Annotated in this window: 12 protein-coding genes and 1 pseudogene; 7 read left to right on the forward strand and 6 right to left on the reverse strand. The window is 41.2% G+C overall.

Going from position 1 to position 22,977, the window contains the following annotated elements:
* Positions 1 to 53 precede the first annotated feature (53 nt).
* The 6 genes and pseudogenes from CXF95_RS08320 (at position 54) to CXF95_RS08350 (ending at position 11,697) form a co-directional block, all read left to right on the forward strand.
* On the forward strand, positions 54 to 926 hold the full coding sequence (locus CXF95_RS08320; protein ID WP_198556527.1) for a phosphate/phosphite/phosphonate ABC transporter substrate-binding protein: 873 nt from the start codon (positions 54 to 56) through the stop codon (positions 924 to 926).
* On the forward strand, positions 923 to 3,745 hold the full coding sequence (locus CXF95_RS08325) for an EAL domain-containing protein (protein WP_101198252.1): 2,823 nt from the start codon (positions 923 to 925) through the stop codon (positions 3,743 to 3,745). Before CXF95_RS08320 ends, CXF95_RS08325 begins: the two co-directional genes overlap by 4 nt.
* Before the next feature lie 41 nt (positions 3,746 to 3,786).
* Positions 3,787 to 4,181, forward strand: a pseudogene (locus CXF95_RS29930) (hypothetical protein); the annotation flags it as partial.
* A gap of 419 nt (positions 4,182 to 4,600) precedes the next feature.
* Entirely contained in the window at positions 4,601 to 5,128 is a 528-nt protein-coding gene (locus tag CXF95_RS08340; RefSeq protein ID WP_101198254.1) for a hypothetical protein, read from the forward strand.
* A 169-nt stretch (positions 5,129 to 5,297) separates the two neighbouring features.
* The gene (locus tag CXF95_RS08345) at positions 5,298 to 5,855 is read left to right on the forward strand and encodes a GntR family transcriptional regulator (protein WP_232787723.1); all 558 of its coding nucleotides are present in this window, start codon (positions 5,298 to 5,300) and stop codon (positions 5,853 to 5,855) included.
* Between the two features lie 826 nt (positions 5,856 to 6,681).
* On the forward strand, positions 6,682 to 11,697 hold the full coding sequence (locus CXF95_RS08350; RefSeq protein WP_198556528.1) for a PAS domain-containing protein: 5,016 nt from the start codon (positions 6,682 to 6,684) through the stop codon (positions 11,695 to 11,697).
* 133 nt (positions 11,698 to 11,830) lie between these two features.
* Here the strand turns inward: CXF95_RS08350 and CXF95_RS08355 are convergent, their stop codons facing one another.
* Together CXF95_RS08355 and bglX are read right to left on the reverse strand one after the other, a co-directional pair.
* Positions 11,831 to 13,660 carry a glycoside hydrolase family 3 protein gene (locus tag CXF95_RS08355; protein ID WP_101198255.1) on the reverse strand — a complete coding sequence of 610 codons (1,830 nt, stop codon included), beginning with the start codon at positions 13,658 to 13,660 and terminating at the stop codon, positions 11,831 to 11,833.
* Positions 13,653 to 15,893, reverse strand: coding sequence for a beta-glucosidase BglX (bglX, locus tag CXF95_RS08360; protein WP_101198746.1), 2,241 nt, complete (start codon positions 15,891 to 15,893; stop codon positions 13,653 to 13,655). Before bglX ends, CXF95_RS08355 begins: the two co-directional genes overlap by 8 nt.
* Positions 15,894 to 16,269: 376 nt before the next feature.
* On the opposite strand from bglX, the gene CXF95_RS08365 reads away from it, so the two are divergent.
* Complete coding sequence (locus tag CXF95_RS08365; protein ID WP_101198256.1) at positions 16,270 to 17,739, forward strand: MFS transporter; 1,470 nt, start codon at positions 16,270 to 16,272, stop codon at positions 17,737 to 17,739.
* 216 nt (positions 17,740 to 17,955) lie between these two features.
* On the opposite strand, the gene CXF95_RS08370 is transcribed toward CXF95_RS08365, so the two are convergent.
* From CXF95_RS08370 to CXF95_RS08385, 4 genes are all read right to left on the reverse strand, one after another.
* On the reverse strand, positions 17,956 to 19,455 hold the full coding sequence (locus tag CXF95_RS08370) for a tryptophan halogenase family protein (protein WP_101198257.1): 1,500 nt from the start codon (positions 19,453 to 19,455) through the stop codon (positions 17,956 to 17,958).
* Positions 19,456 to 19,520: 65 nt separating this feature from the next.
* On the reverse strand, positions 19,521 to 20,537 hold the full coding sequence (locus CXF95_RS08375) for a cupin-like domain-containing protein (protein WP_101198258.1): 1,017 nt from the start codon (positions 20,535 to 20,537) through the stop codon (positions 19,521 to 19,523).
* A gap of 32 nt (positions 20,538 to 20,569) precedes the next feature.
* On the reverse strand, positions 20,570 to 21,298 hold the full coding sequence (locus tag CXF95_RS08380) for a SapC family protein (RefSeq protein WP_101198259.1): 729 nt from the start codon (positions 21,296 to 21,298) through the stop codon (positions 20,570 to 20,572).
* A gap of 60 nt (positions 21,299 to 21,358) precedes the next feature.
* A complete protein-coding gene (locus CXF95_RS08385) occupies positions 21,359 to 22,924 on the reverse strand; it encodes a tryptophan halogenase family protein (RefSeq protein ID WP_101198260.1) in 1,566 nt (521 codons plus the stop codon).
* Positions 22,925 to 22,977 lie beyond the last annotated feature (53 nt).

Here is a 22,977-nt window from a genome sequence, read left to right on the forward strand (position 1 = left end):
TTTAATTGGGAATTTTAATGAATAACTTTTTTCTGTTCCTTATAATAGTAATATTGTCCTCGTGTGGTCAGACTGACGACAATACGGGTACCGAGCCTCAATTTACTTCACAACCCCCTCTGATTGAAAAAGAATACATCTTTGCTATTCATCCACTACATAACCCCCAGCGTCTATTTATTATCTATGGTCCGTTGATTGATTATCTTGACCGTAATATTCCTGCTGCCACATTACGTCTTGAAGCTTCTCGTAATTATGGTGAATTTGATAAGAAGTTGTATGCACGAGTCCCCGATTTTGCTTTGCCGAATCCCTACCAAACATTGAACTCCTTGCAATATGGTTATCATGTCATTGCTAAGATGGGAGATGATCACAAGTTTACGGGCATTATTTTGGTTCGACGTGATAGTGATATTAAACAAGTGAGTGATCTTAAAGGTAAGAAGATATCGTACCCAGCACGCACAGCATTAGCAGCCACCATTATGCCGCAATATTATTTATATACCCATGGTCTAGATGTGAAACATGACATCGAGAATGTGTATGTTGGATCACAGGAATCATCTATTATGAATGTTTATTTAGGTGATGTTGCTGCCGGCGCGACCTGGCCTTTGCCATGGGAGATATTCCAACAGGAACAGCCTGATAAGGCAGGTGAGTTGGAAGTGAAATGGGAAACTGAACCAATGTTGAATAATGGGGTTGTAGTTAGAGACGATGTGCCAGAAGAAGTTGCTCAGCGTGTAGCGGAACTACTCAATACGCTTCATACTACTGAAGAAGGGCGACTTATACTTGATCGTATGCCGCTATCTCGCTTTGAATTAGCGAATGAGCAGCGTTATCAGATCATTGGTAATTTTTTGCAGATGTTCGATAAGACGGTTCGACATTTGGATGAAATACAAAAGTGAAGATTTTCTCATCTAAGAACCCAATACATTGGTCATTAAAAGGGCAGATTGTATTGACCTTTGTGTTTGGTTTCTCTTTGTTGATTGCTAGCTTTGCCCTCTATATTAGCCTAGCTGAACGAAATTCTCTTTATGGTAATAGTCTCAAAAACACGACTAGCTTGGCTAAAACGCTCGCAGTAGGTTCACGCTCTTGGGTGCTGGCGAATGATGTTATCGGGTTGCAAGAAGTCGTACGCTCGTTACAAAGTCATTCTGCATTGCAATATGCCATAATTATTTCTCCGAAAGGTAGAGTGCTGGCGCATACTGATCCAAATAAAGTTGGATTGTATATGGCCGATGACGCGAGCCTTTCTTTGCTTAATACTTCAAATAAAGTAGTGATCATGAGAGAGAACTCTTCTCTTGTTGATATTGCCGTTCCCGTCAGGTTTGGTGATCGGGTAATTGGTTGGGCTAGGGTCTCACAGTCACGTATTCAAGAAAATGCCGATTTACGTAGTGTAATATGGCGTAACATCAGCTTTGTTTTATTTGCTTTTGTAGCATCATTATTTGCTGCATTACTGATCGCTAGGCGATTGAGCTCTGGGATGAAGATGCTTGTCGGTGTGGCAGATCAGATACAGGCAGGAAATACTGTTGCTCGTGCCAATGTATTAGTGGGAGCCGATGAAATTCTCACGCTGGGAAATAGCATGAATAAAATGCTAAATTCACTAGCGTTAGCAGAGCAACAAGTCCGCGATAATGAGAAAAAATACCGCACCATTCTTGATGGTGTTGATGCCTTTATTTATCTTAAAGACATGGATGGACATTATCTATTCGCCAATCGTCCCATCTGTGAATTGTGGCAGGTCAAAATGGAAGATATTATTGGTTCTGGCGATGAGAAATTTTTTGATGTTGCTACGGTTGATAATCTTCGCCGCAATGATCGTAAAGTATTACAAGACGGTGAAATATTAAAAACAGAAGAAACCAATAAGGCCGTAGAAACAGGGCAGACAACAATATTTGAATCGACAAAACTGCCACTGCATAATGAGGACGGCACAATTTATGGCCTATGCGGTATCTCTGTCGACATCACAGAGCGTAAACGCATTGAGGATAAGCTGCAATTATCTGCTGACATTATCACTCATGCTCGTGAAGGCGTCATAATTACCGATATTTCTGCCAATATCATAGAAGTGAATGATGCTGTCACTCGAATGACCGGCTATTCACGCGAAGAATTAATAGGACAAAATCCACGAATACTGCAATCAGGTATGCAGTCGCCAGAGTTCTATGCTGACATGTGGCGTGACTTGACTATAAAAGGTTATTGGTCAGGGGAGCTCTGGAATCGCCATAAAAATGGTGAAATTATTGCCGAGATGAAAACGATAAGTGCTGTTTTGAATAATAACGGCGTTATTCAAAACTATGTTGCCTTGTCTACCGATATCACTGTAATGAAAAAACACCAAGGACAACTAGAGCATATCGCTCATTATGACATGCTTACTGGACTGCCAAATCGTGTATTACTTGCAGATCGTCTTGCTAAAGCAATATCACAGAGTAAACGACGCAAGCAATCATTAGCCGTTGCTTTCCTAGATTTGGACGGGTTTAAAGACGTAAATGATACCCATGGTCATAAGGTAGGTGATGAATTGCTTATAAGTATTTCCCATGAGATGAGTAAAGCCCTACGTGATGGTGATACCTTGGCGCGAATTGGCGGCGATGAATTTGTTGTACTATTAACGGATCTAGAAGATGACAATGATTGTGAAATTATAATGGCGCGCCTATTAGAATTAGCATCGAATCCTATCAATGTGAATAATATTATACTGCAAGTCTCTGTCAGCATTGGCATCACACTCTATCCAAAAGATTTCTCTGATGCTGATCAGCTTGTGCGCCATGCTGATCAAGCCATGTATGCTGCTAAGCAAGCAGGAAGAAATTGCTATCATTGGTTTGATGTTGAATATGATGTGGCCCTTAAAACTAAACATGAAAATATAGAGCAGATTCGCAAGGCACTGAATAAAGATCAGTTTGTGCTTTATTATCAACCAAAAGTGAATATGAAAACAGGTGTAGTAATAGGCACTGAAGCCCTCATTCGCTGGCAAGATCCACAACGTGGTTTAGTTCCACCGGGGGTGTTTTTGCCTGTTATAGAGAATAATTCGCTGAGTATAGAAATAGGTAATTGGGTAATCAAGACCGCATTGTCACAAATAAGTAGCTGGCAAGTTACAGGGCTTAGTTTGCCGGTGAGTATCAATATAGGTGCACTACAATTACAACAGGATGATTTTGTGGTCCGTTTATCAGAACATCTTGCGGATCATCCAGACGTTTCTCCTGAAATGCTAGAATTGGAGATTTTGGAAACCAGTGCGTTAGAAGATATTATTAAAACGTCCGAACGTATGCTCGCCTGTCAACGATTAGGTGTCCATTTTGCTTTAGATGATTTTGGTACGGGTTATTCATCGCTCACCTATCTTAAACGGCTACCCGCTCATATTTTAAAGATCGATCAAAGCTTTGTGTGCGATATGCTGGATGACCCAGATGATCTAGCTATTGTAGAAGGCGTTATTGGATTAGCAAAAGCCTTCCAACGTCAAGTGATTGCTGAAGGTGTCGAAACCATTGCTCATGGTGAGCTTTTGCTGAAATTAGGCTGCGAACAGGCTCAAGGGTATGGTATCGCTAGACCGATGCCCGCGGAAAACATTCCAGAATGGGTGGCGACTTGGCATCCAGATGCTTCTTGGAAGTGTATATCTGATGGTTGATTGCTTGTAAAAAAACTAAAAGTACGGTTTGTGAAGTAACTCGTTTGGAATATGGCTTTTTGCGAGTACGTTGTGAAGATTGTCATCATGAGCACCTGGTTGCATTCAGTTGGCCGCTCCTGCGCATCCATGCGCCCGCGGCATTAGTGCATCCTACACGTCATCACGCAGAGGATTTTAGTCGTGGTCTGCCAGACCCAACTGCGGTGCGCGGCGAATGGCAGAAAGCGCCGTCTTGCTAGTTGATGATGTGTTGCCCCATGAGCCCATTAGGCAATGGGTATTGAGCTTCCCTTTTCAACTTAGATTTTTGTTTGCCAGCTATCCTCAGATCATGGGAAAAGTACTGAGTATTGTCTATCGCACACTTGCCACACATATCACTAAAAAGCAGGCTATAACAAACAGTCGACACCGCGTGACAATAACGCCGGCAAAACGAAATAAGGCTAAACAAGCATTGCCGGCAGAGCAGGAAAAAACACAGGCACACAAACACCAATCGATGACCTGGGCGCAAAGACTTAAACGGGTTGTCGCACTTTGGGATAGAAATAGAAACCTGTGAGCAATGCGTGGTGCGAGGTTATAGCGAGCATAGACAAATCGGCAGGAAAGCCGATTTGCACAGCGCATGCTGCCCGAAGGGATAGACACAGCGATGTGTCTAATGAACATCCGTTGGTGATCCAAAAGATACGTAGTCATCTGAATACAAAAAATGACTAAGTCGTCGAATTATTGCCCTAATAAACTCGATAAAAGTCCGTTACAACGTAAATGACTTGTTTAGATCACCCCAAGTTAGCTTTAATCAAAGACTCGATTACCGATTAGGATTATGGAAACTAAATTATGAAAGTAATTTCTTTTATCACCAAGATATTAATACTGACAGGCTCATTGCTACTAATTCAATTCCAAGCAATGGCACAGAATGCAGCGCCTGAACTAAACCCTTGTATCTCGAAGGACCCTGCTCTAGGAGATTCCGCATATTGGGCTAATACTTCTATTGAACTATATACTGAAAAAAAATACAAAGAAGCTATAAAAACAGTTGATGCTTGTTTTAACCAATGGGCTTCAGGAGCAGTTAAGCTTCAAAGTACCTTTAATAATAAAAAAGTAAAAGCGCCACCCTTGGGGAAATTTACTGAAAGTGAAAAAAAGGAAATACATGACAACTATTTATTAAATGATGTTTCACTAGCGCTTTGGGTTAAGGCTCGTTCCTTAGAAGAAACTAATGAAATTGAGTTAGCAAAAAAAATGTATTCGAATTGTATATTTTTAACCCATGGCCGCGCGTGGGATCCTAAAGGTTGGTTTTGGAATCCTTCAGCTGACTGCATCAAAAGAGGTCGTAAACTTTTAAAATAAGTTCTTAGGAAGAAAGCCCGCTTAAAAACGGGCTGTTTATTGCGTTTATTCTGTCTTAATATTTATTACTCACCTCAATTCGCCCGTGTACGGTAGATACTTCGACGGTTCCCGTTGGGTTTTCTGTACTAAACTTCAACGAACGTCTTGGGCCATATTTTGCTTTGGTTTGTTCTTTATCCGTATCTTATGCGAAACAACCAAAGCATCACGTGTCACCGTTCGCAAAGCTATCGATCAACTCATCATGGAGGGGTTATTATTTCGCAAGCAATGTTCAGGTACTTTTATCAGCGAGCGCATCGAGCATAAAGGAGAAGACCTATCAGGTTTTACCGATGAAATGCGTACCTTGGGTGTTTATCCTAGCTCTATTTGGCTGATTAAAATGATTGCACAAGCCACATCAGAAGAAGCATCTGCTCTAAAGTTATCAACCGGCTCTCAAGTATGTCGTTTATCTCGGGTACGCCTGTCTAACGATATGCCCATGGGTATCGAAAATACGATTATACCTGCCCAATTTTTACCTGATTTAGACACCTTAACGGATTCACTTTATCATGCTCTGCAAACCAACCATTGTTCCCCTAATCATGGTGACCAAAAGGTAACGGCTTCCATTGCCTCACTCACTGAAGCGGGGTTACTATCAATCAAAGAAGGCGGTCCTGTGCTGCGTATTGAGCGTTACACCTTTTTACCTGACAATACCCCCCCCTCTTGAATATACTCGAAGCGTGTATCGAGGCGACAAGTATGTGTTCACTTCAAAGCTTCAGCCCTTTAGTCAGGGGTGGTAAGCTCTAGCGACTTGGTATGGTTTTTTTGATTAAATATTAACGTAAGCTTTGATTGGTATATTTTATTATAAAAGAATTATTAGTAGCCGTAAAAATCTCTTACCTATTGAATTAAAAGTTAAACATGTCAAAAAGATACTAAAGGGTAGCAACCAAATTAAGTGGCAAAGATGCCAATAACCACCACAGCTTTTAACTTCAATGAAATCTGTTTTCACTACTAAATTATCACTCTGGTTCACAGGTGCAATGGCAAGAATGAGCATAGAATAGACTTTTTACTCTATTCTAAAAAAGGCAACTAACGGCCCAAACTGTGAAAACTATTTTTAAACCATCATTTGAATAAAATTTCATGTGAATATGTGCTCTACATTAAAATCTGACCAAGTTTTCTAACCAAACCAGACTTACATTTCACGCAGCAGTACAGGATTAATTTGGCCGTTGGAGTTTTCACACAGCCTAGGCACATAGCTCTCTGTCAAATTTGGTTAAGCTCTATTCTTAATGGTTGTCAGAGTGCTGACTATTCAAAGTCATCCTATTTAATTTAAGCGACGACCCCTGCCTTTTTTAGCAGAAGCAAACCTAATCGATGCAACTGATATGTTCAAAAAACAGTGATGGGGTCAATTTGAAGCATTCCTAGGTATTAATCTGCATACTTTGTTGCGCCAACACTACTATTTAAGTGTATATCACTGCTATATTCTGATACTTGTTGTTAGTTTATAAGGAAAGTGTGCAATGACTCCCCGTGTTTGGAACAGTATGTTTTTAAAGGTTTTATGCATTATTTCAGTATTAGTCAGTCCTGGGTGTTTTGCATTTAGCCAAAAAGTACTCGATCTAATACTTGAACAAAGCCCTGACACCATGAAAATTGGATTAATGGCGTTAGCTGCTGTGTTTGTTTTTTTATTATTGTTTGTTATTTTCATAAAATTGCAACTGGGTCGCTCCCGTAAAGAACAAAACAAACACCACACTGAATTAGCAGACAAACAATCCTTACTCAACGACTTCAAAGTTGGCATGTTGCATATCAATCAGGCCGGTGAGATTATTTTTGCAAATCGAGTCGCTGCATTTTTTCTGGGTAGTAAAGAAGAAAAGTTAATGAATAGACCTCTTATTGAGATGTTTGATAATGAGGTGCAAGAATCAATAAGCGCGGCTTTAACCTCTAATCAATATGTGCCACTGCAAACTTATGTGTCAGCTAGTAAACGTCATTTACAATTAGGATTCAGTAAACAGTCCGATATCAATCATGGTATAGCCAGTGTCATTTCTCTTGCTGATGTGAGCAATTATCAGCATCAAATAAATCAGCAGTCTTCACACTTAAACAGCTTAAATCAAGGATTACAACAAAGCGGCTTAGCTCAGCTCAGTATCAACTTTGATGACAATACTTTTACCTCAGATCAGCTATTTGCCGATTTGTTGTTAGCCACTGCACCTTTGAGCGGAGAGCTCAATCAATTAAAAAAAATGCTTAACAACAAAGCGGTGTTTGAGTGGGAGCAGGCCCTAGAAACAAGTAAGAAACAGCATCAAATGGATAGCTGTTTTGAGTTTTTACAATTAAATAAAAACCACACAGAGAGTCAAGGCAGTGAGCCCAAAGAAGCCCAAGACCGGAACACTATTCCCTTAAAATTTATTGGGCTAAGTAGGAAAAAAAATGCGAATGGCGAAACCACGTGTTTAGATTTTTTTGTTCAAAACCTGTCAGAGCTGGAGCAGCAAAAAAGTCTTCTACTGGTTAGCCAGCAAAAAGTTAAAACTTTGTTAGCCACCAGTCCTAGTCCAGTTTATTTGCTGGATACACAGGGTAAATTTGTTGATTGTAACTCAGCTTTTGAGACGATGTTTAAACAAAAACTGTCAAAAATAGAGCACAAAAGTATACAAGAATTAGACCTATTGCCAGCTGAACTCAGTCGACTGCATGTAGAAAATAGTGCCAATTTTAGTTCTGTGAATGCCGGTCACGATAAAGAGTTCGAGCTGCAGCTTGCTGATGAGGTGATACACACACTTAAATTAAAGTTAAAGTTTTTTGCAGATAAAAATAAAAAACGCGCCGGTGTAGTCGGTGTCATTCAAGATGTGACTGAGCTTAAACATACCAAACAACAGCTTGAACTAGAGCGAAAACATTTTATTACTATTTTGGACTTAGCACCTATAGCCGTAGCGACTATTGATGCCGAAGACCGCATCATTAGAGCCAATATCGCTATGACTGACAGATTAGGTTTAAGTGAAAGAGAGTTGAAAAAAGACACTTTTTATCAGTTGTTTAACGACTCGAGTAATGCAGGTAAGGCAGCTAAACAAATTCATCAGACCGGAAGATTGCGCGGTTTTGCGGCACACTTAAAAGGTAAAAATGACGAATTACATCCCAGTGAGTTACACGTCGATTTATTAAATAAAGAAAAACAAGAATACTTGTGCTGGATTTCAGACCGCACTAAAGAGCAGTTCCATCAAGATAAGTTTGACGGGTTGTTGCAACATAGCAGTATGCCAATGGCTATTTTGAGTGAAACTGGCTTTAGCAAATTGAACCCCGCCGCTTGCGCATTTTTTAATGTAGAAGATGAGCATGAGTTATTTGGTAGTACCCCTTTTGCTCCTGAGTTAAACCTAGACCAACAAGCATCCGAAGAACTGGAAAGACATTTAACCAAAGTTAAATTGGATGGACAGGCCAAATCATTACAATGGGAGCATAAAGTGGGGCAGGTCTCTTTACCCTGCCAAGCGACTTATGTGCCTATGTATAAAGGCCAAGATTTCGATTCAATCCTATGTATTTGGACTGATTTTAGAGATTTACAATTAGCGGATGAAGCACGTGTTGAGGCGATGAATTTACATCAAGCTGCCGAGAAAGAAGTCGCAGAAAAACAACAACTTTTACAAAGTAGCCAAGATCAGCTGGCCACTAAAGTGAAAAATTTAGCCGACACAGAAACAAGATTACAAGCTGCTCAAGACGATTTATCTGAAAAACAAAGTGAATTCAGCGATTTACAACAGGCTCATCAAAGTGTCACTGATAATCTACAAGAGCTTCAAGAGGATTATAATCAGAGTCGTTCTCAGCTAAGTGAGGCGCAAAATGTTAACAGTGAATTAAGCACTCAATTAGAAGAGTCCACGGCTAAAGTGACGGGGTTACAGGCCCAGCGAAATCAAATTTCAGATGCGCTACAACACAGTGAGAAAAAATATAAAACGGCTCAACAAGAGCTAATTAAAAGTGAACGTAATGCTGAGAATTTAAAACAGGAACAACACAGCCAACAAACAAAAATGGATGATTTTGTGGCAGAAATTGATGGGCTTAAACAGTCCATTGATCAAAAAGATCTGCAGATTAATGAAGTGGGCGGACAAATCAATTCACTTCAGTCTGAGTTGACGAGTTCTGGCAATACCAGTGAAAAACTTCGTCAGTTATTGGTGAATCAACGTAAGGCGAGTGAACAAGCGGAGGAACAGCGCAGAAACCTTGAGCAGACTTATAAAATAGCCGAGTCAGAGTTATCCAATAAAATGCGTCATGTTGAGCATTTGCAAAATGAAATGCAAAAAATTGAAGAAATGTCGAATCAACAAAAAGGCGATATGCAGCAACAACAAAGCCAGTTGGTGCAAGAGTTAGAGGCCAAACAGCAACAGTTGCAAGAAACTCAACAAGCTTTAGATGAAACTAAACAAGCCGCAGAACAAGAGAAGGTGGCTAAAGAGCAACAGCAAAATCAATTAGAAGTATTGCAACAAGAACTGTCTGAGATGGAACATCATAGCCAGCAACAACAGCAGAAAATGACAGAAACTGAACATGAGTGGCAAGCACAACAACAACAAATTCAACAAGAATTAGCCGCTAAACAGCAGCAATTGCAAGACACCGAACGCACCTTACAACAAGCTAAAGAACAAAGTGAAACGGAAAAAGCGGATAAAGAGCAACAACTAGCCCAGTTCGAAAAATTACAATTAGAACTCTCTGAAGTGGAGCAGCGCAATACACAACAGCAACAGCAAATAGCCCTAAGAGATGGCGAATATCAGCAACAACAAGAAAACATGCAACAAGAGCTCAAAGCCAAACAACAGCAGCTTCAGGAAACGGAGCAGAACTTAAGCCAAGCCAAAGAGCAAACCGAAGCAGAGAAAAAACAACAACACACCTTGTTCGAAAAATTACAACATGAGCTAAGTGAAATGGAATCTCGCAATGTTCAGCAGCAACAGCAAATGGCAAAAAGTGATGAAGAATGGCAATTACAGCAGCAGAAAGTGCAACAAGAGTTAATTGCTAAACAAGAACAGTTGCAACAAACCGAGCAATTATTGTCACAGACTAAACAGCAAACCGAAGCAGAAAAGGCAGCAGAAAGAGCGGAGAAAGAACAACAACTAGCCTTGTTCGAAAAACTGCAAAATGAGCTTGCAGAAATGGAGCAACAAAGTACACAGCAGCAACAGAAAATAGCCCAAAGCGACCAAGATTGGCAAAAACAACAACAAGCATTGCAAGACGAAGTCGAAGCTAAGCGTCAGCAATTACAAAATACCCAAGGTAATTTGGATGACATTAAGCGCCAAGCCGATGCTGAAAAACTTGCTCACCTAGAACAACAACAGAAACTTGAACAATTGACTGTTGAGCTCACCGATGTAGAAAGCCGAGCGGTGAAACAAAAAGAAATGATCGAAGGCAGTGATGAACAATGGCGTAAACATCATGCAGAAATTGAACAACAAAAAGTACAATTACAACAGGCCTTGATTGAAGCTGAAAAGCAAAATATTCAAATGCAACAGAAGCTTGAAGGGAACTTAGAACAACTTCAACAAGCAGAGTCACAAGTATCAGTAACCCAATCGGGCGAACAAAAGCTGCAAAATGAACTCAATCAAGCCCGTGACCAAGCACAGCAGTTACAACAACGTATCCAACAACAAGAAGAGCATGAACGTAAACTACAAGAGCAGCTCGAACAGCAACAGCAAAGTTTGCAGGGTAGTGAGCAGAGTATTCATTCTTTAGAGGAAAAGCAGGCTCAATTAACCGAGCAATTACAAGCAGTACAACAAGAATACTCCAACAGTAAAGAAAGTTTGAGTGACCAACATAGTGATCATGCGGATTTAGCACAGCAGTTACAAAAATTAGAACAGGATTTACACAACAGTCAATCACAGTTAAATGATAAAGAAAGTGCTCTTCAGGAAGCGAAACAAGAGTTGGAGTCGAATCAGGCGAAACTAGCTGAACAAGAGAACGCTTTACTGACGGCACATAAAGAAGAACTGCAACAAGCCATAGAGCAGCAAACCGTGCAAGAAAATAAAGCGCCATCTGAAATCGCAAAAATAGTCATGCCAGATAACCCAGCAGTTTGGTTCGATTTATTGCCCTATTTACAAAATCAAAATGTGACTAAACCTTTACCTGTTGCCTTAAATGAGCTGATGGATGAATTGGAAAACGTCATTAAAGAAACGGATAATGCCGTGGATGAAGACGATGTGACTTCTATTTTACGGGGCGCCCGTAAGTTGGTACTCGTGGCTAATAAAGTGAATTCTGAGGCCTTGACTGATGTGGTGACAAGATTAGAAGCTGACTGTCGACAAGGCCTTGTTGATAACATTTCAATCTCATGGCCGACGGTTCAACGTTCGTTAAACAATACGTTACGGGTGATTTATTCTCATTTGAATAACTGATAATGGATGAAAACTGTTTTGAAGCTTTATTGGAGAGTTGAAAAATATTCATATGAATTTCATTAAACAGCATCGGTATCAGTCATATGGTTTTAAACTCTAAGCCCAGCGCAAAGATTATATTTAGATGGTTTTAAGAGTGTTTTAGACCAAATCCATAAGGAAATAACGGGTTGTAGTCTTTATCGCCCTTATTCACTTTAGGTTGTGATAATTGAGGCCAGCTAAAGGACAGTTTGCCAGTAAAATCATAATCACCGAATAACACATCACTGATACCTTGACCTTCAGAACCGGGTAGCCATGCTGCTATAAAAGCACTCGATGTGGCTAGTTCTTGTTCAATAATAAGCGGTCTGCCAGAGACTAAAATAGCGATCACAGGCACACCTTTGTCGGTGATGTTTTTAATAGTCTGTAAGTCTTCTGGATACAACTTGTTGAGTTCAAGAGAGTGACCACTAGCCGGCAATATTTTCACTTGCCCATTAATTTGAGAACCTGCTTCTGTAATGATTTTATCGTCGACTCGAATATCGCCAATGCCCTCAGCATACGGTTTTTCGCCAATTACCACTATGGCAACATCATGCATATCAGATGTTGCTTCTAAGCCATCACCATTGACACTGAGCTGCGTATTAGTGGCGACTTGTTTAATGCCTTGCCAAATTGATGTGGCGCCTATTATTTCTTCATTACCAGTCACCCCTTGCCAAGTGATCGTAAAACCACCGCATTGATGGCCAATATTATGGGCATTCTTTCCTGCGACTAAAATCCGGGTATGTTTTTTAAGCGGTAGGATCTTATTGGTGTTTTTTAATAAGACTAAGGATTTTCTGACCGCTTTACGCGCCACTTGGCGATGTTTATCGCTGCCAAATGAAGGGTGATTTGACCATTTCCTGAGGGTAGGGCGGGGCTTCTCAAATAAACCAAACGCGCACTTCACCGATAAAATACGACGCACTGCGTCATCAATTCTGCTTATAGGCACTGTGCCTAACTCAATATGGCTGAGCAAATGTTCAATAAAAAACGGCCAGTTTCTTGGGACCATAAACATATCAATGCCAGCGTTAACACCTTGCGCTACAGCTAGATAAAAATCGTCTTCTAGGTAATCAATGCCCTGCATATCTGAGATCAAAATTCCTTCAAATCCCATTTTTTCTTTTAAAGTGTCTACCAATAATAATTTATGGCCGTGACACTTGTCACCATTCACACTACTAAAAGATACCATCACACTTAATACACCGGCTTTGATGGCGGCTTCGAATGGTTGGATATGCAAAGAGTGCAGTGCTTCAAAGCTTAATCGTGTATCACCATGGTCAATACCATGATGCGTGCCCCCGTCGCCTACAAAATGTTTTGCGCAAGCCATGACATTGGCCTCGGATAAGACGCCTTGCAATCCTTGTACTATCTTGGTGGCGAAGTTACTTATTTTCGCGGGGTCTTCAGAAAAACTTTCGTAATTTCTGCCCCAGTGGTAATCACGAGCCACGGCTAGGTTGGGTGCGAATGTCCAGTCAACGCCTGTGGCAAGCACTTCTTTTGCTGTGACTTGGGCAATTTTTTTAATGAGTTGAGTATCATTAGCTGCGCCTAAACCGATATTGTGTGGGAATACTGTTGCGCCTTTGACATTGTTGTTCCCATGTACGGCATCTAGTCCATAGAGGATAGGAATACCCAAATGGTCATCGTCTTTTTCGGTTGATGCTCTCCAATAGGCGTCATTCATTTCTACCCAGTCTTGCAATTGGTTGTTACCAGGACAAGAGCCTGCACTGCTTAATATTGAACCAATATGAAATTGTTTCGCCTGCTCTGGTGAACAGGTCGTCCGTTCAGCCTGGGTCATTTGACCCACCTTTTGTTCAAGTGTCATGATGCTTAATAAAGTGTTTACTCTATTGTCTAGTGCAGTCTCTTTGCGCTTTTTAATCATCAGTTATCTCAAACTCACCCTGCATCCCACTTTGTGAACAGCCCCCTAACCAAAGATGAAATTGACCTGTTTCTGTTTTGAGTTGCATATTCCTGTCATAAAATGCAAGTTTATCCGTACTCAGTTCAAATGTGACCCATTTACTTGTACCCGCAGCCAGCTTTATACGCTTAAAATCTTTTAACTCTTTGACTGGGCGAGTCACACTACCCACAAGATCGCGAATATACAATTGTGCTATTTCTTCGCCGTCTGTGTCGCCGGTGTTAGTCAACAACACGCGAACCGTTAATGTCTCGCCTATATGTAATGTTGTGTGACTAAGCTCAAGATTTCGGTAACTAAATTGGGTGTATGCAAGGCCAAATCCAAATGGAAATAAGGGACTAAAGTGAGTGTCTAAATGAGTGGCTGCCATACCGAGTGATGTTTGTGGTGAATGCACCGGTATATCATCCATATGTACAAAAGCCGCTTCTGTGGCTGGCTTACCAGAATGTTTTTGTGCGTAGTAAATAGGGACCTGTCCTATTTTTCTGGGGAAAGTAACGGGCAATTTTCCAGAGGGGAAGGCTTTGCCAAATAATAAGTCCGAGATGGCTGGTCCGCCCATTGTGCCTGGATGCCAAGCAAACAAAACCGCTGCCACCTTAGGCAAGACCGTTTCTATTGTTAAAGGTCTACCGGCCATGATCACTAACACAATAGGTGTACCTGTTGCTGCAATCCGGTCGATTAACTGCTCTTGGCAACCGGGCAAACCAATTTCAGCCCGGCAATGGGCCTCGCCTGATAAGATAGACTCTTCACCTAAAATCAACAGGGCTACATCCGCCGCCGCAGCCGACTCAACTGCCTGTTTAAAATTAGTCTGATCGTAGCTGCGAGATGTTTCCATAGTCTTCACATAGTTAATATTGGCCTTACCTGACAATTCTTGTTCAATCGCGGTTAAACAGGTTTGACTATGCTGGGAGTCACCATCAAATATCCAAGTACCAAGTTGTTCATAAGGATCATCAGCCAAAGGTCCAATAATGGCGACACAGTGCAATGATTCTGTTGACAGTGGCAGTATGTTTTTATCATTTTTGAGTAATACACAGCTTTTGATTGCGGCGTCTTTAGCGATCTGTAAATGTTGTGAGTTAAGAGGCGTGGGTAACAAGCTTGCATCTGTATAAGGAGAATCGAATAAGCCGAGTTGCCATTTTAGCTGCAATATTTTGTTGACTGCAGAGTCTATTTGTTGAATGTCTATGCGGCCTTCTGCTATAAGTTCTGGCAAGTGATCAAGATATGTGGAGCTGACCATTTCCATGTCAATCCCGGAATTTGAAGCCTCGTAAGCTGCATTTTTGTTATCTTTACTGAAGCCGTGAGTCGTTAACTGTTGGATTGACTCCCAATCGCTGACCACAAAACCTTTGTAATCCCATTCTTCTCGCAATATCTCAGTCATTAGCCACTTATTACCTGACGCAGGCACACCATTCAGATCACTAAAGGCTGACATGAAAGTGGCAACACCCGCGTCAGCGGCTGCTTTAAAAGGGGGGAGATAGACGTTACGCAGTTCATTTTCTGGAATATTGGTGGTGCTGTAGTCACGACCACTTTCACCTGCACCGTATCCAGCAAAATGTTTTGCGCAGGCGGCAATGCTGCCATTTTTGCGTAATTCGTCACCTTGAAAACCTTGCAACATGGCAACGCCTAAGACTGAACATAGATAAGGATCTTCACCTAAACTTTCCGCAATTCTACCCCAACGAGGGTCGCGGCTAATATCGATCATCGGAGCAAAGGTCCAATTGACACCCGCAGTGGCAGCCTCTAATGCACTGATATGGGCACATTGTTTAACGGTTTCAGCACACCAGCTAGCTGCTTGTCCTAATGGAATAGGAAATATGGTGTTAAAACCATGTATTACATCACGACCGATCAAGAGGGGAATGCCTAGTCTACTTTCTTCCACCGCCAGACGTTGCAATTCATTCACAGTGTGCAGTCTGACTTCATTGATAACTGAGCCCACTCGGCCTTGGCGAATTGACTGAACCAGATGTTCCGATATAGGCTCCCCATGGCCAAAATACTGACTCATTTGGCCAATTTTTTCTTCCATTGTCATACGAGCCAAGATGCTGATTAACATGTCTGGTTTTGCGGATGTTGCTGTGGGAGAGTTCATCTCACTTGGTGCTTCATTGGAAATATTTGATGGCATTAAAAACCTGTGGTTACCCGTATCTGCCAAAGTCATGGCTGAGCTGTGTTTTTTGTTAACAAAATGTTTACTTATGGGCTAACAATATTTCACTGAGGGATTTACACAATCTAAACAAGCTAGGATGGACTTGATGAGAGGTAGGTTGGATAGGGTATTTGGTTGTAAAAAATAATGATGTTCATTGTGTTGGTATTATGTAAAAAAAACCGCTTCAACTTGTTAAGTTTACCCTCTTGTCGTTTTAGTATTGTTGATTATTGTATTCTGTGTAGTGTCGCCGATAATCAAGTCGTGTGTGTCGAGATTCACTGGGGTTATCTACCCTGTAATCGTCTCTTTTCATACGACCTAACTCAGTGATGGAAAAACGTATATGAGCGCCCAGCAACATTTCGAAACAGCACCCGAAGACAAAATATCACTTTCCAAAAAACTTATTTATGGCTTAGGCGCATTTGTTAACAATATTTTAGCTGCCGCAATAGGCGGTATGGTTATCGTGCTTAATTTAGGCTTGGGCATGAATCCCGCATTAGTCGGTTTACTCAGCGCTTTACCCCGCCTGACCGATGCGATTACCGATCCGCTGATGGGTTATATTTCAGACCAAACTAAGTCCAAGTGGGGCCGGCGTAGACCATATATTTTTTGTGGTGCCATAGCCGTAGGTATAATTTATGCCTTAATGTGGCAGTTGCCCCTTGGGCAAAGTGAAAATTTCTATTTTTGGTTCTTCCTCGCCGGTTCGTTTGTTTTTTATCTTGCCTATACTGTTTTTGCCACTCCATGGGTAGCCCTAGGTTATGAATTAACGCCCGATTATCACGAACGTACCCGTTTGATGGCCGTGCAAAACTCTATGGGTTACGTGGCTTATCTCATTTCACCTTGGTTTTTATGGTTTATGCAAAGTGATGTGTTATTCGACGATATGGTGGAAGGAGCCAGTTGGTTGGCCATTATTATCGGTGCGGCTGTAATCGTTATTGGCGTTATACCTGCCATCTTCTTGAAAGAACGTTTTAATAAGGCCAACACAGAAGAGCGTTCTGTGGCTGCAACCGAAGAAAAACCTCTTAAAATAAACAACGTGGAAGAATTCCCTACTGGTTTCAAAGGCTTTATACGTGGCTTCGTTATTACTTTAAAATTCAAGCCCTTTTTAAGCCTCTGTGGTGCCACCTTTTTGGTGTTTAATGGCTTTATGCTGGTTTCATCGTTCCAGATATATGTGATCATTTATTATGTATTTGAAGGTAATCAATCCTTAGGGGCAGAATATTCAGGCTGGGCAGGCACATTATCTGCGGCCTCTACGTTTTTTGTTATTTTCTTTGTTTCTTGGTTATCCACTAAAATAGGCAAGAAAAAAGCATTTTATGTGGCGACTGTTGTATCTATTGTAGGTTATGGATTGAAGTGGGTTTGTTACCATCCCGATTATCCGTTACTGACCTTAGTACCCGCTCCTTTTATGGCTTTTGGCTTGGGTGCACTCTTTACCTTGATGGGTTCAATGATTGCCGACGTATGTGATATGGATGAGTTAGCGACGGGGGAACGACGTGAAGGTATGTTTGGTTCTATTTATTGGTGGGTAGTAAAGTTAGGTATGGCTGTCGCATTAGCTGCAGGCGGATTTTTGCTTAATATCACAGGTTTTGATGTTGCCTTGGGTGGCGCGCAAACTGCCGAGACGATTCATATGATGAGATTATTTGATGTGGTTATTCCTATAGTGGCTTCTGCCATCGCAATATGGATGGTGTATACCTATCCGATTACCGAACAAAAAGCCCATGAAATCCGCGAAGAGTTAGAACAGAGAAGACAAGCGGCGTAGACGTCATAAGAGCATGAAATCAATGATTTCATGCTCTTATGACAAAACATCAAGAGACACGCGTTTTTATACACGGTTGAATACCCGATATTTATTTGGTTTATTCACCCAAGACGCACGCGACTTAGGGGCTGACTGTTCGTCAATAGGGTTCAACACCCCTCTTTTATCTTCTGGAATGTAGCTATGATTTTTGGGTGTAAATAGTGTAAAAGGCTATGTATTCACGCTCGACGGGCAATAGTGTTTGATAAAGTCATTGTGATCTGGCCAGCTTTGTACTTTCTTTTTCACCCCAGACTTAATTGTATTTAAAAAATTACGCAGTTCTTCATCACCCATCATATCGACAATAGGATGATATTGCTCTGGCATTAGTCCCTGTCCCAACATTACCTGCACCCATGATGTTTCACCAAATAACTCCTCATCTTTTTGAAATGCTTGGGCGCTTTCTTTGAATAAGGCCATCCGATGTTTTAGGGATTCGGGCACATCCATCGTTTTGCAATATCGCCAAAAGGGTGTGTCTTTGCGATCGGTCAAGTGATAATGAAGAATAATAAAGTCTTTTATGTTTTCTGCTTCTTCTCTTGTTTGATCATTATACTCTTCTACATCTGACTGTTTGATGCCTTGCGATGGAAACATAAGCAATAAGCGTAAAATGGCTTTTTGAAATAGATGTATGCCAGTGGACTCTAAAGGTTCAATAAATCCAGACGAGAGCCCCATTGCTATACAGTTTTTGTTCCAACGTTTCCTGCGTTGACCTGTTTTAAATTTTATGACACGAGGCTCGTTTAAGCGCTCGCCTTCAATATTATTCAGCAGTATCTTAGTCGCTTCGGCGTCTGACAGATACTTGCTACAGAATACAAAACCATTACCGGTTCGATTTTGCAAGGGGATACGCCATTGCCAGCCCGCGTCTCTTGCAATGGCGCGCGTGTAAGGTATTGGCTTACTAACCGTTTTAGTTTGCACGGCTATTGCACTATCACAGGGTAATACATGGCTCCAATCGTCGTAACCAGTGTGCAATGCTTCTTCAATTAACAAACCTCTAAAACCAGTACAATCAATGAATAAGTCTCCTTCGATAAGCTGACCCGAGTCTAGGGTGAGTGAATCGATGTAACCCGAGTCATCGTCCAAGCTGACCTTATCAATCTTGCCTTCAATACGTATACATCTATTTTTTTCAGCAATTTTTCTCAAAAACTTGGCGTATAGGCCGGCGTCGAGGTGATAGGCATGGTTTAGTTCTTGGCCAGCCATGACGCCAAATCTTCCTTCTCTGGCACCTAAATGTTCTGGAACATAGTCACCAATGTCCGAGACTATGCCGCGCTTTTGTCCTTTTAGCCAAAAGTGCTGAAAATCAGCCGCCCAGCAACCTTGTCCTAAAAAACCAAAAGAGTGAAGGTAGTCTTTATTAACGTCGCGCCAGTTTTCAAAATTAATACCCAGTTTGAATGTTGCGTTAGTGGCGGCCATAAATTCTTGTTCATTAATTTTCAATAACTGATGAAAAGTATGTAGCGAGGGAATCGTCGCTTCTCCTACACCTACTGTTGGTATTTCATCTGACTCCACTAACACTACTTCGAGATTTTTACCAATTAATTTCGATAGTGCGGCCGCGGCCATCCAACCTGCAGTGCCTCCGCCGGCAATAACCACTTTGTTAATTTTTCTGTCTTGTTTTTTCAAAATACTACCTTAGTAAGTAATCTTTATCTGTAATCTGAGTAATGAAAAAGGCTAGGGCGATGCGTTTATTGTTTTAATTTGTTTAATAGATAGGCTCTTAATTTTCTTGCCGCTAACTCATTCAGGGGTTTTGACAACATCCCTTTAGCTTGCTCGGGAATATGATCCATATTGTCGTCGTCGTGATCAAAAACATAGTGCTCAAAATGTGCTTTCCAGGCCTGTCGTTGTGCCAGTGGTAAATCACGTAAACTCAGCATGGCTAACATTAATGCGTTATCGGGACGGCCCATAAAAGCGGGACTGTCACGCCACCAGTGGCTGACCAACACATTAAAGGCATCTAAACTTTGGACATGATGCCACCACATGCTAGGAAGAAAAAGTGCATCTCCTGCTTCTAAATCGGCTATTTGGGCTGCAGCCATTGCCTGTTTGAATTTTGGGTATTTAACAAGGTCGGGTTCATCAAAATCTACCACGCTTATATCCTGCCCACCAGGCGCGAAGCCCATTGGTCCAACATATAAATTAGCAATTTGTTCCGGTGGAAATAAGGTGAATTTGCGTCGTCCCACCACACAACAAGCTAAATTGTTTGGAAAATCGTAATGCGCCGCTATTTTACTGCGATTACCGATCCATACACTGATTAATGGGTGAAGATGGTCTATCGACGCATTATTGTGTTCATTGAACCCTGGTAAACAGCTATTGATTTCAGTTGAGCCTACATAGATGGTAGGAGGATTAGAATCGTTTGTATGTGCCAGTAACTTATCGAGAACTTGATTCAGGTTTGCTTTTGACCCGGTAAAATTAAACCCGGTCATTTTGTCATCGTAAAAAATACGTCCTTTATATTCTGCTTCGATATAGTTGGTGTTTACTGGTTTATCAGAATAAAAACTACGCAAATAATCTGCCGCCTTCTCAGGCGACTCTTTACCTGTAATCACTACCGGCCATTTGTCGGCAAAGCCTTTCAGAATTAAAGGCTGGGTTGAGGCTAAGACAAAATCAGGAATATCACCGGGCTGGCAATGATTAATTTCTTTCACTTTGTTATTTATCGTTAGCACCCAAATCCCCCTTATATCATGAGCTTGTAATATTACAGACCAAGTTTTCTGTTTTTACGATTTAATAGTCCACGTATATTAGATTGCGACGCGATAGCCATATAAATGGCTTGTAGATAGCCTCTGGCGTGCAATTTTGCCAAGGTTTCGGTATTAAGTTCACTTAACTTTTCTTCATTAATCGTATAAAAACCTACCATTTGGTGTTTGCTGTTGTCGTTTAATTCAAGGTCTAAAGTAAAAGTCTCTAACAATTCATGTTCAATTAACAGGTCTATAAATATTTTACTGTCCACAATACCATGATGAATGGCTTCCAGCATATCGGCGACCGTATCTAAGTAAGGTGTATTGCCTCCAAATTCTAAAAATAACGCTTTGCCGTGCTCCTGGTTGACCCTGGGATGGTCCATATCAATATGCAATACCCTTTGCTCTTTGTCTTCGCCATCCTCATTGGTTTTTTGCAGGCCAATCAAAAAAGGTTGTCTGGCAATGCTTAGTGGAAGATATGGCGCTTCCCAACTATTATCTGTCAAAAACAGATTTTCCTGATCTTGAAAACCAAACAGTGCCACTGCAAAGAATTGTCCGGTATTAGCATCTTTGTTAAAAAATATTGGGTAATAAGCTTGCACACTTCTAAATTCTGCTGGAAAAGTAAGGCTATACCACACATTATCACCGTACTTTTGAGAACGTTCAGTGACTACTTTTACATCTTTATGATCGATACTATTGAGTAATACATTGTTTGCCATTTTTCTTCCAAATTCTTTTGTTTATCAAACTTATAGTTATTTATTAAAATAATTTTGTGGCTATATTTTTGGTAAGCCGTATTGCTTGATTTTATTAATTAATTCACGGTTTTTAGGTAAGGTCGATAATAGATGTTTAGTGTGTTTGAGATTTTCACTAAACAAGTTATCTGCTTTTTTCGATGAATCTAGCCTTTTTTCAAGAGGCGGGTCGGTAACAAATCCCATACCGTATAAGATATATTGATAACTGGCTGAAGGAAACATTTCTTCTGTGTGTGTAGCATCATAATGGTAGGGGGGCTGGGTTTTCCAGAGTAACAGTTGCTCTTGCAAGGTGTCGGGACATTGTTTGTGATCACTGATTTCGCGCCAATAGTCTGAATCCGTTCTTTGACTCAAGACGTAATGTAACTTGAGAAAATCAACTATGTTTTGCCAGCGATGTAAAAATTTAGTGTTAAAGCGTTTGGCCACAATATCCATTGTTTGCCGATTTGCGGGTAACTGCTCGCTGATCATTTTGGCAGACAGCTCTATTAAGGCCAAAGCAGTGGCTTCTAATGGCTCAATAAAGCCCGCTGACAAACCTACGGCTATACAGTTTTTATGCCAGAATTTTTCTCTATGTCCAGGACTAAAGCTTATCTTTCGTATGTTTATAGACTCCGCGGCACTTGCACCCATTATAGGGGTGATATAGTCACGTAACTCTTTTTCTGCTTTATCGTCGGTGATATGCGAACTTGAATAGGTATAGCCCACACCTCTACGAGAAGGCAATGCTATATCCCATATCCAACCAGCCGTTTGTGCCGTAGAGCAGGTAAAAGAAGCAATAGGGCTGTCTGGACGCTGATGGGGCACATGCACCGCTAAGGCAGAATCGTTAAATAATATATGCTTTTTACTCACAAAAGGGATGCCGTAGTGTTTACCCAGCAAAAGGGATGAGGTGCCTGTGCAGTCTATAAATAAGTCCCCTGAAATTTCCCCATGGTTTTTGCTGGTGATGGAGGCGATATCTCCGGTTTCTGAGGGATTAACCTGAGTCACATGATCGATTATGTGCTTAACGCCTAAGTTTTTTGTGCAATGTTTTTGTAAGAATATGGCAAACTTACTCGCATCTAAGTGGTAACCATAATTGGCATTAAAGTCGTATTCAGCGGTAGAAATCTGTTTAGGTGCCAAACCATGTTCACCTAGTTGGCTTTGGGTACATACCGCATCGGCAAAGCTGATCTTATCCCGAAAGGGTTGCCAAAATGGTGCCAGGTTGGTGTCGTTAAAGCCATGGGGTAAGGTATAAGGATGATAATAATGTTCGTTGGTATTGGTGTGCCAATTACTAAACTTTGAACCTTGTTTAAAACTAGCATCACACTCCAATAAAAAATCTGTTTCTGAAATGCCCATTTTCTTCAAAGTACTGCGCATAGAGGGCCATGTACCTTCACCCACGCCAATAGGGGCTATATCTGGCGATTCAATAAGGGTTACTTCGAGGCCTGTAGCAGAATCTGTTGCATGGTCTATAGCATGTTCGGCCGCTATGATACCCGCGCTTAACCAACCTGCAGATCCCCCCCCTACTATGACAATTTTTTTTAAAGGTTTATGCATTGGCTCACCCGAGATTAAATACGTTTCAAAAAGACCCGAGCCGAAACTGCTGA

The organism is Paraglaciecola sp. MB-3u-78 (assembly GCF_002835935.1).
Taxonomy (GTDB): Bacteria; Pseudomonadota; Gammaproteobacteria; order Enterobacterales; family Alteromonadaceae; genus Paraglaciecola.

What these genes read in the sequence shown, in the direction of transcription:
- CXF95_RS08380 (WP_101198259.1), bottom strand. Translation starts at nt 21,298, where the DNA reads ATGGCAAACAATGTATTACTCAATAGTATCGATCATAAAGATGTAAAA.
- CXF95_RS08355 (WP_101198255.1), bottom strand. Translation starts at nt 13,660, where the DNA reads ATGATTAAAAAGCGCAAAGAGACTGCACTAGACAATAGAGTAAACACT.
- CXF95_RS08350 (WP_198556528.1), top strand. Translation starts at nt 6,682, where the DNA reads ATGACTCCCCGTGTTTGGAACAGTATGTTTTTAAAGGTTTTATGCATT.
- CXF95_RS08365 (WP_101198256.1), top strand. Translation starts at nt 16,270, where the DNA reads ATGAGCGCCCAGCAACATTTCGAAACAGCACCCGAAGACAAAATATCA.
- CXF95_RS08340 (WP_101198254.1), top strand. Translation starts at nt 4,601, where the DNA reads ATGAAAGTAATTTCTTTTATCACCAAGATATTAATACTGACAGGCTCA.
- bglX (WP_101198746.1), bottom strand. Translation starts at nt 15,893, where the DNA reads ATGCCATCAAATATTTCCAATGAAGCACCAAGTGAGATGAACTCTCCC.
- CXF95_RS08385 (WP_101198260.1), bottom strand. Translation starts at nt 22,924, where the DNA reads ATGCATAAACCTTTAAAAAAAATTGTCATAGTAGGGGGGGGATCTGCA.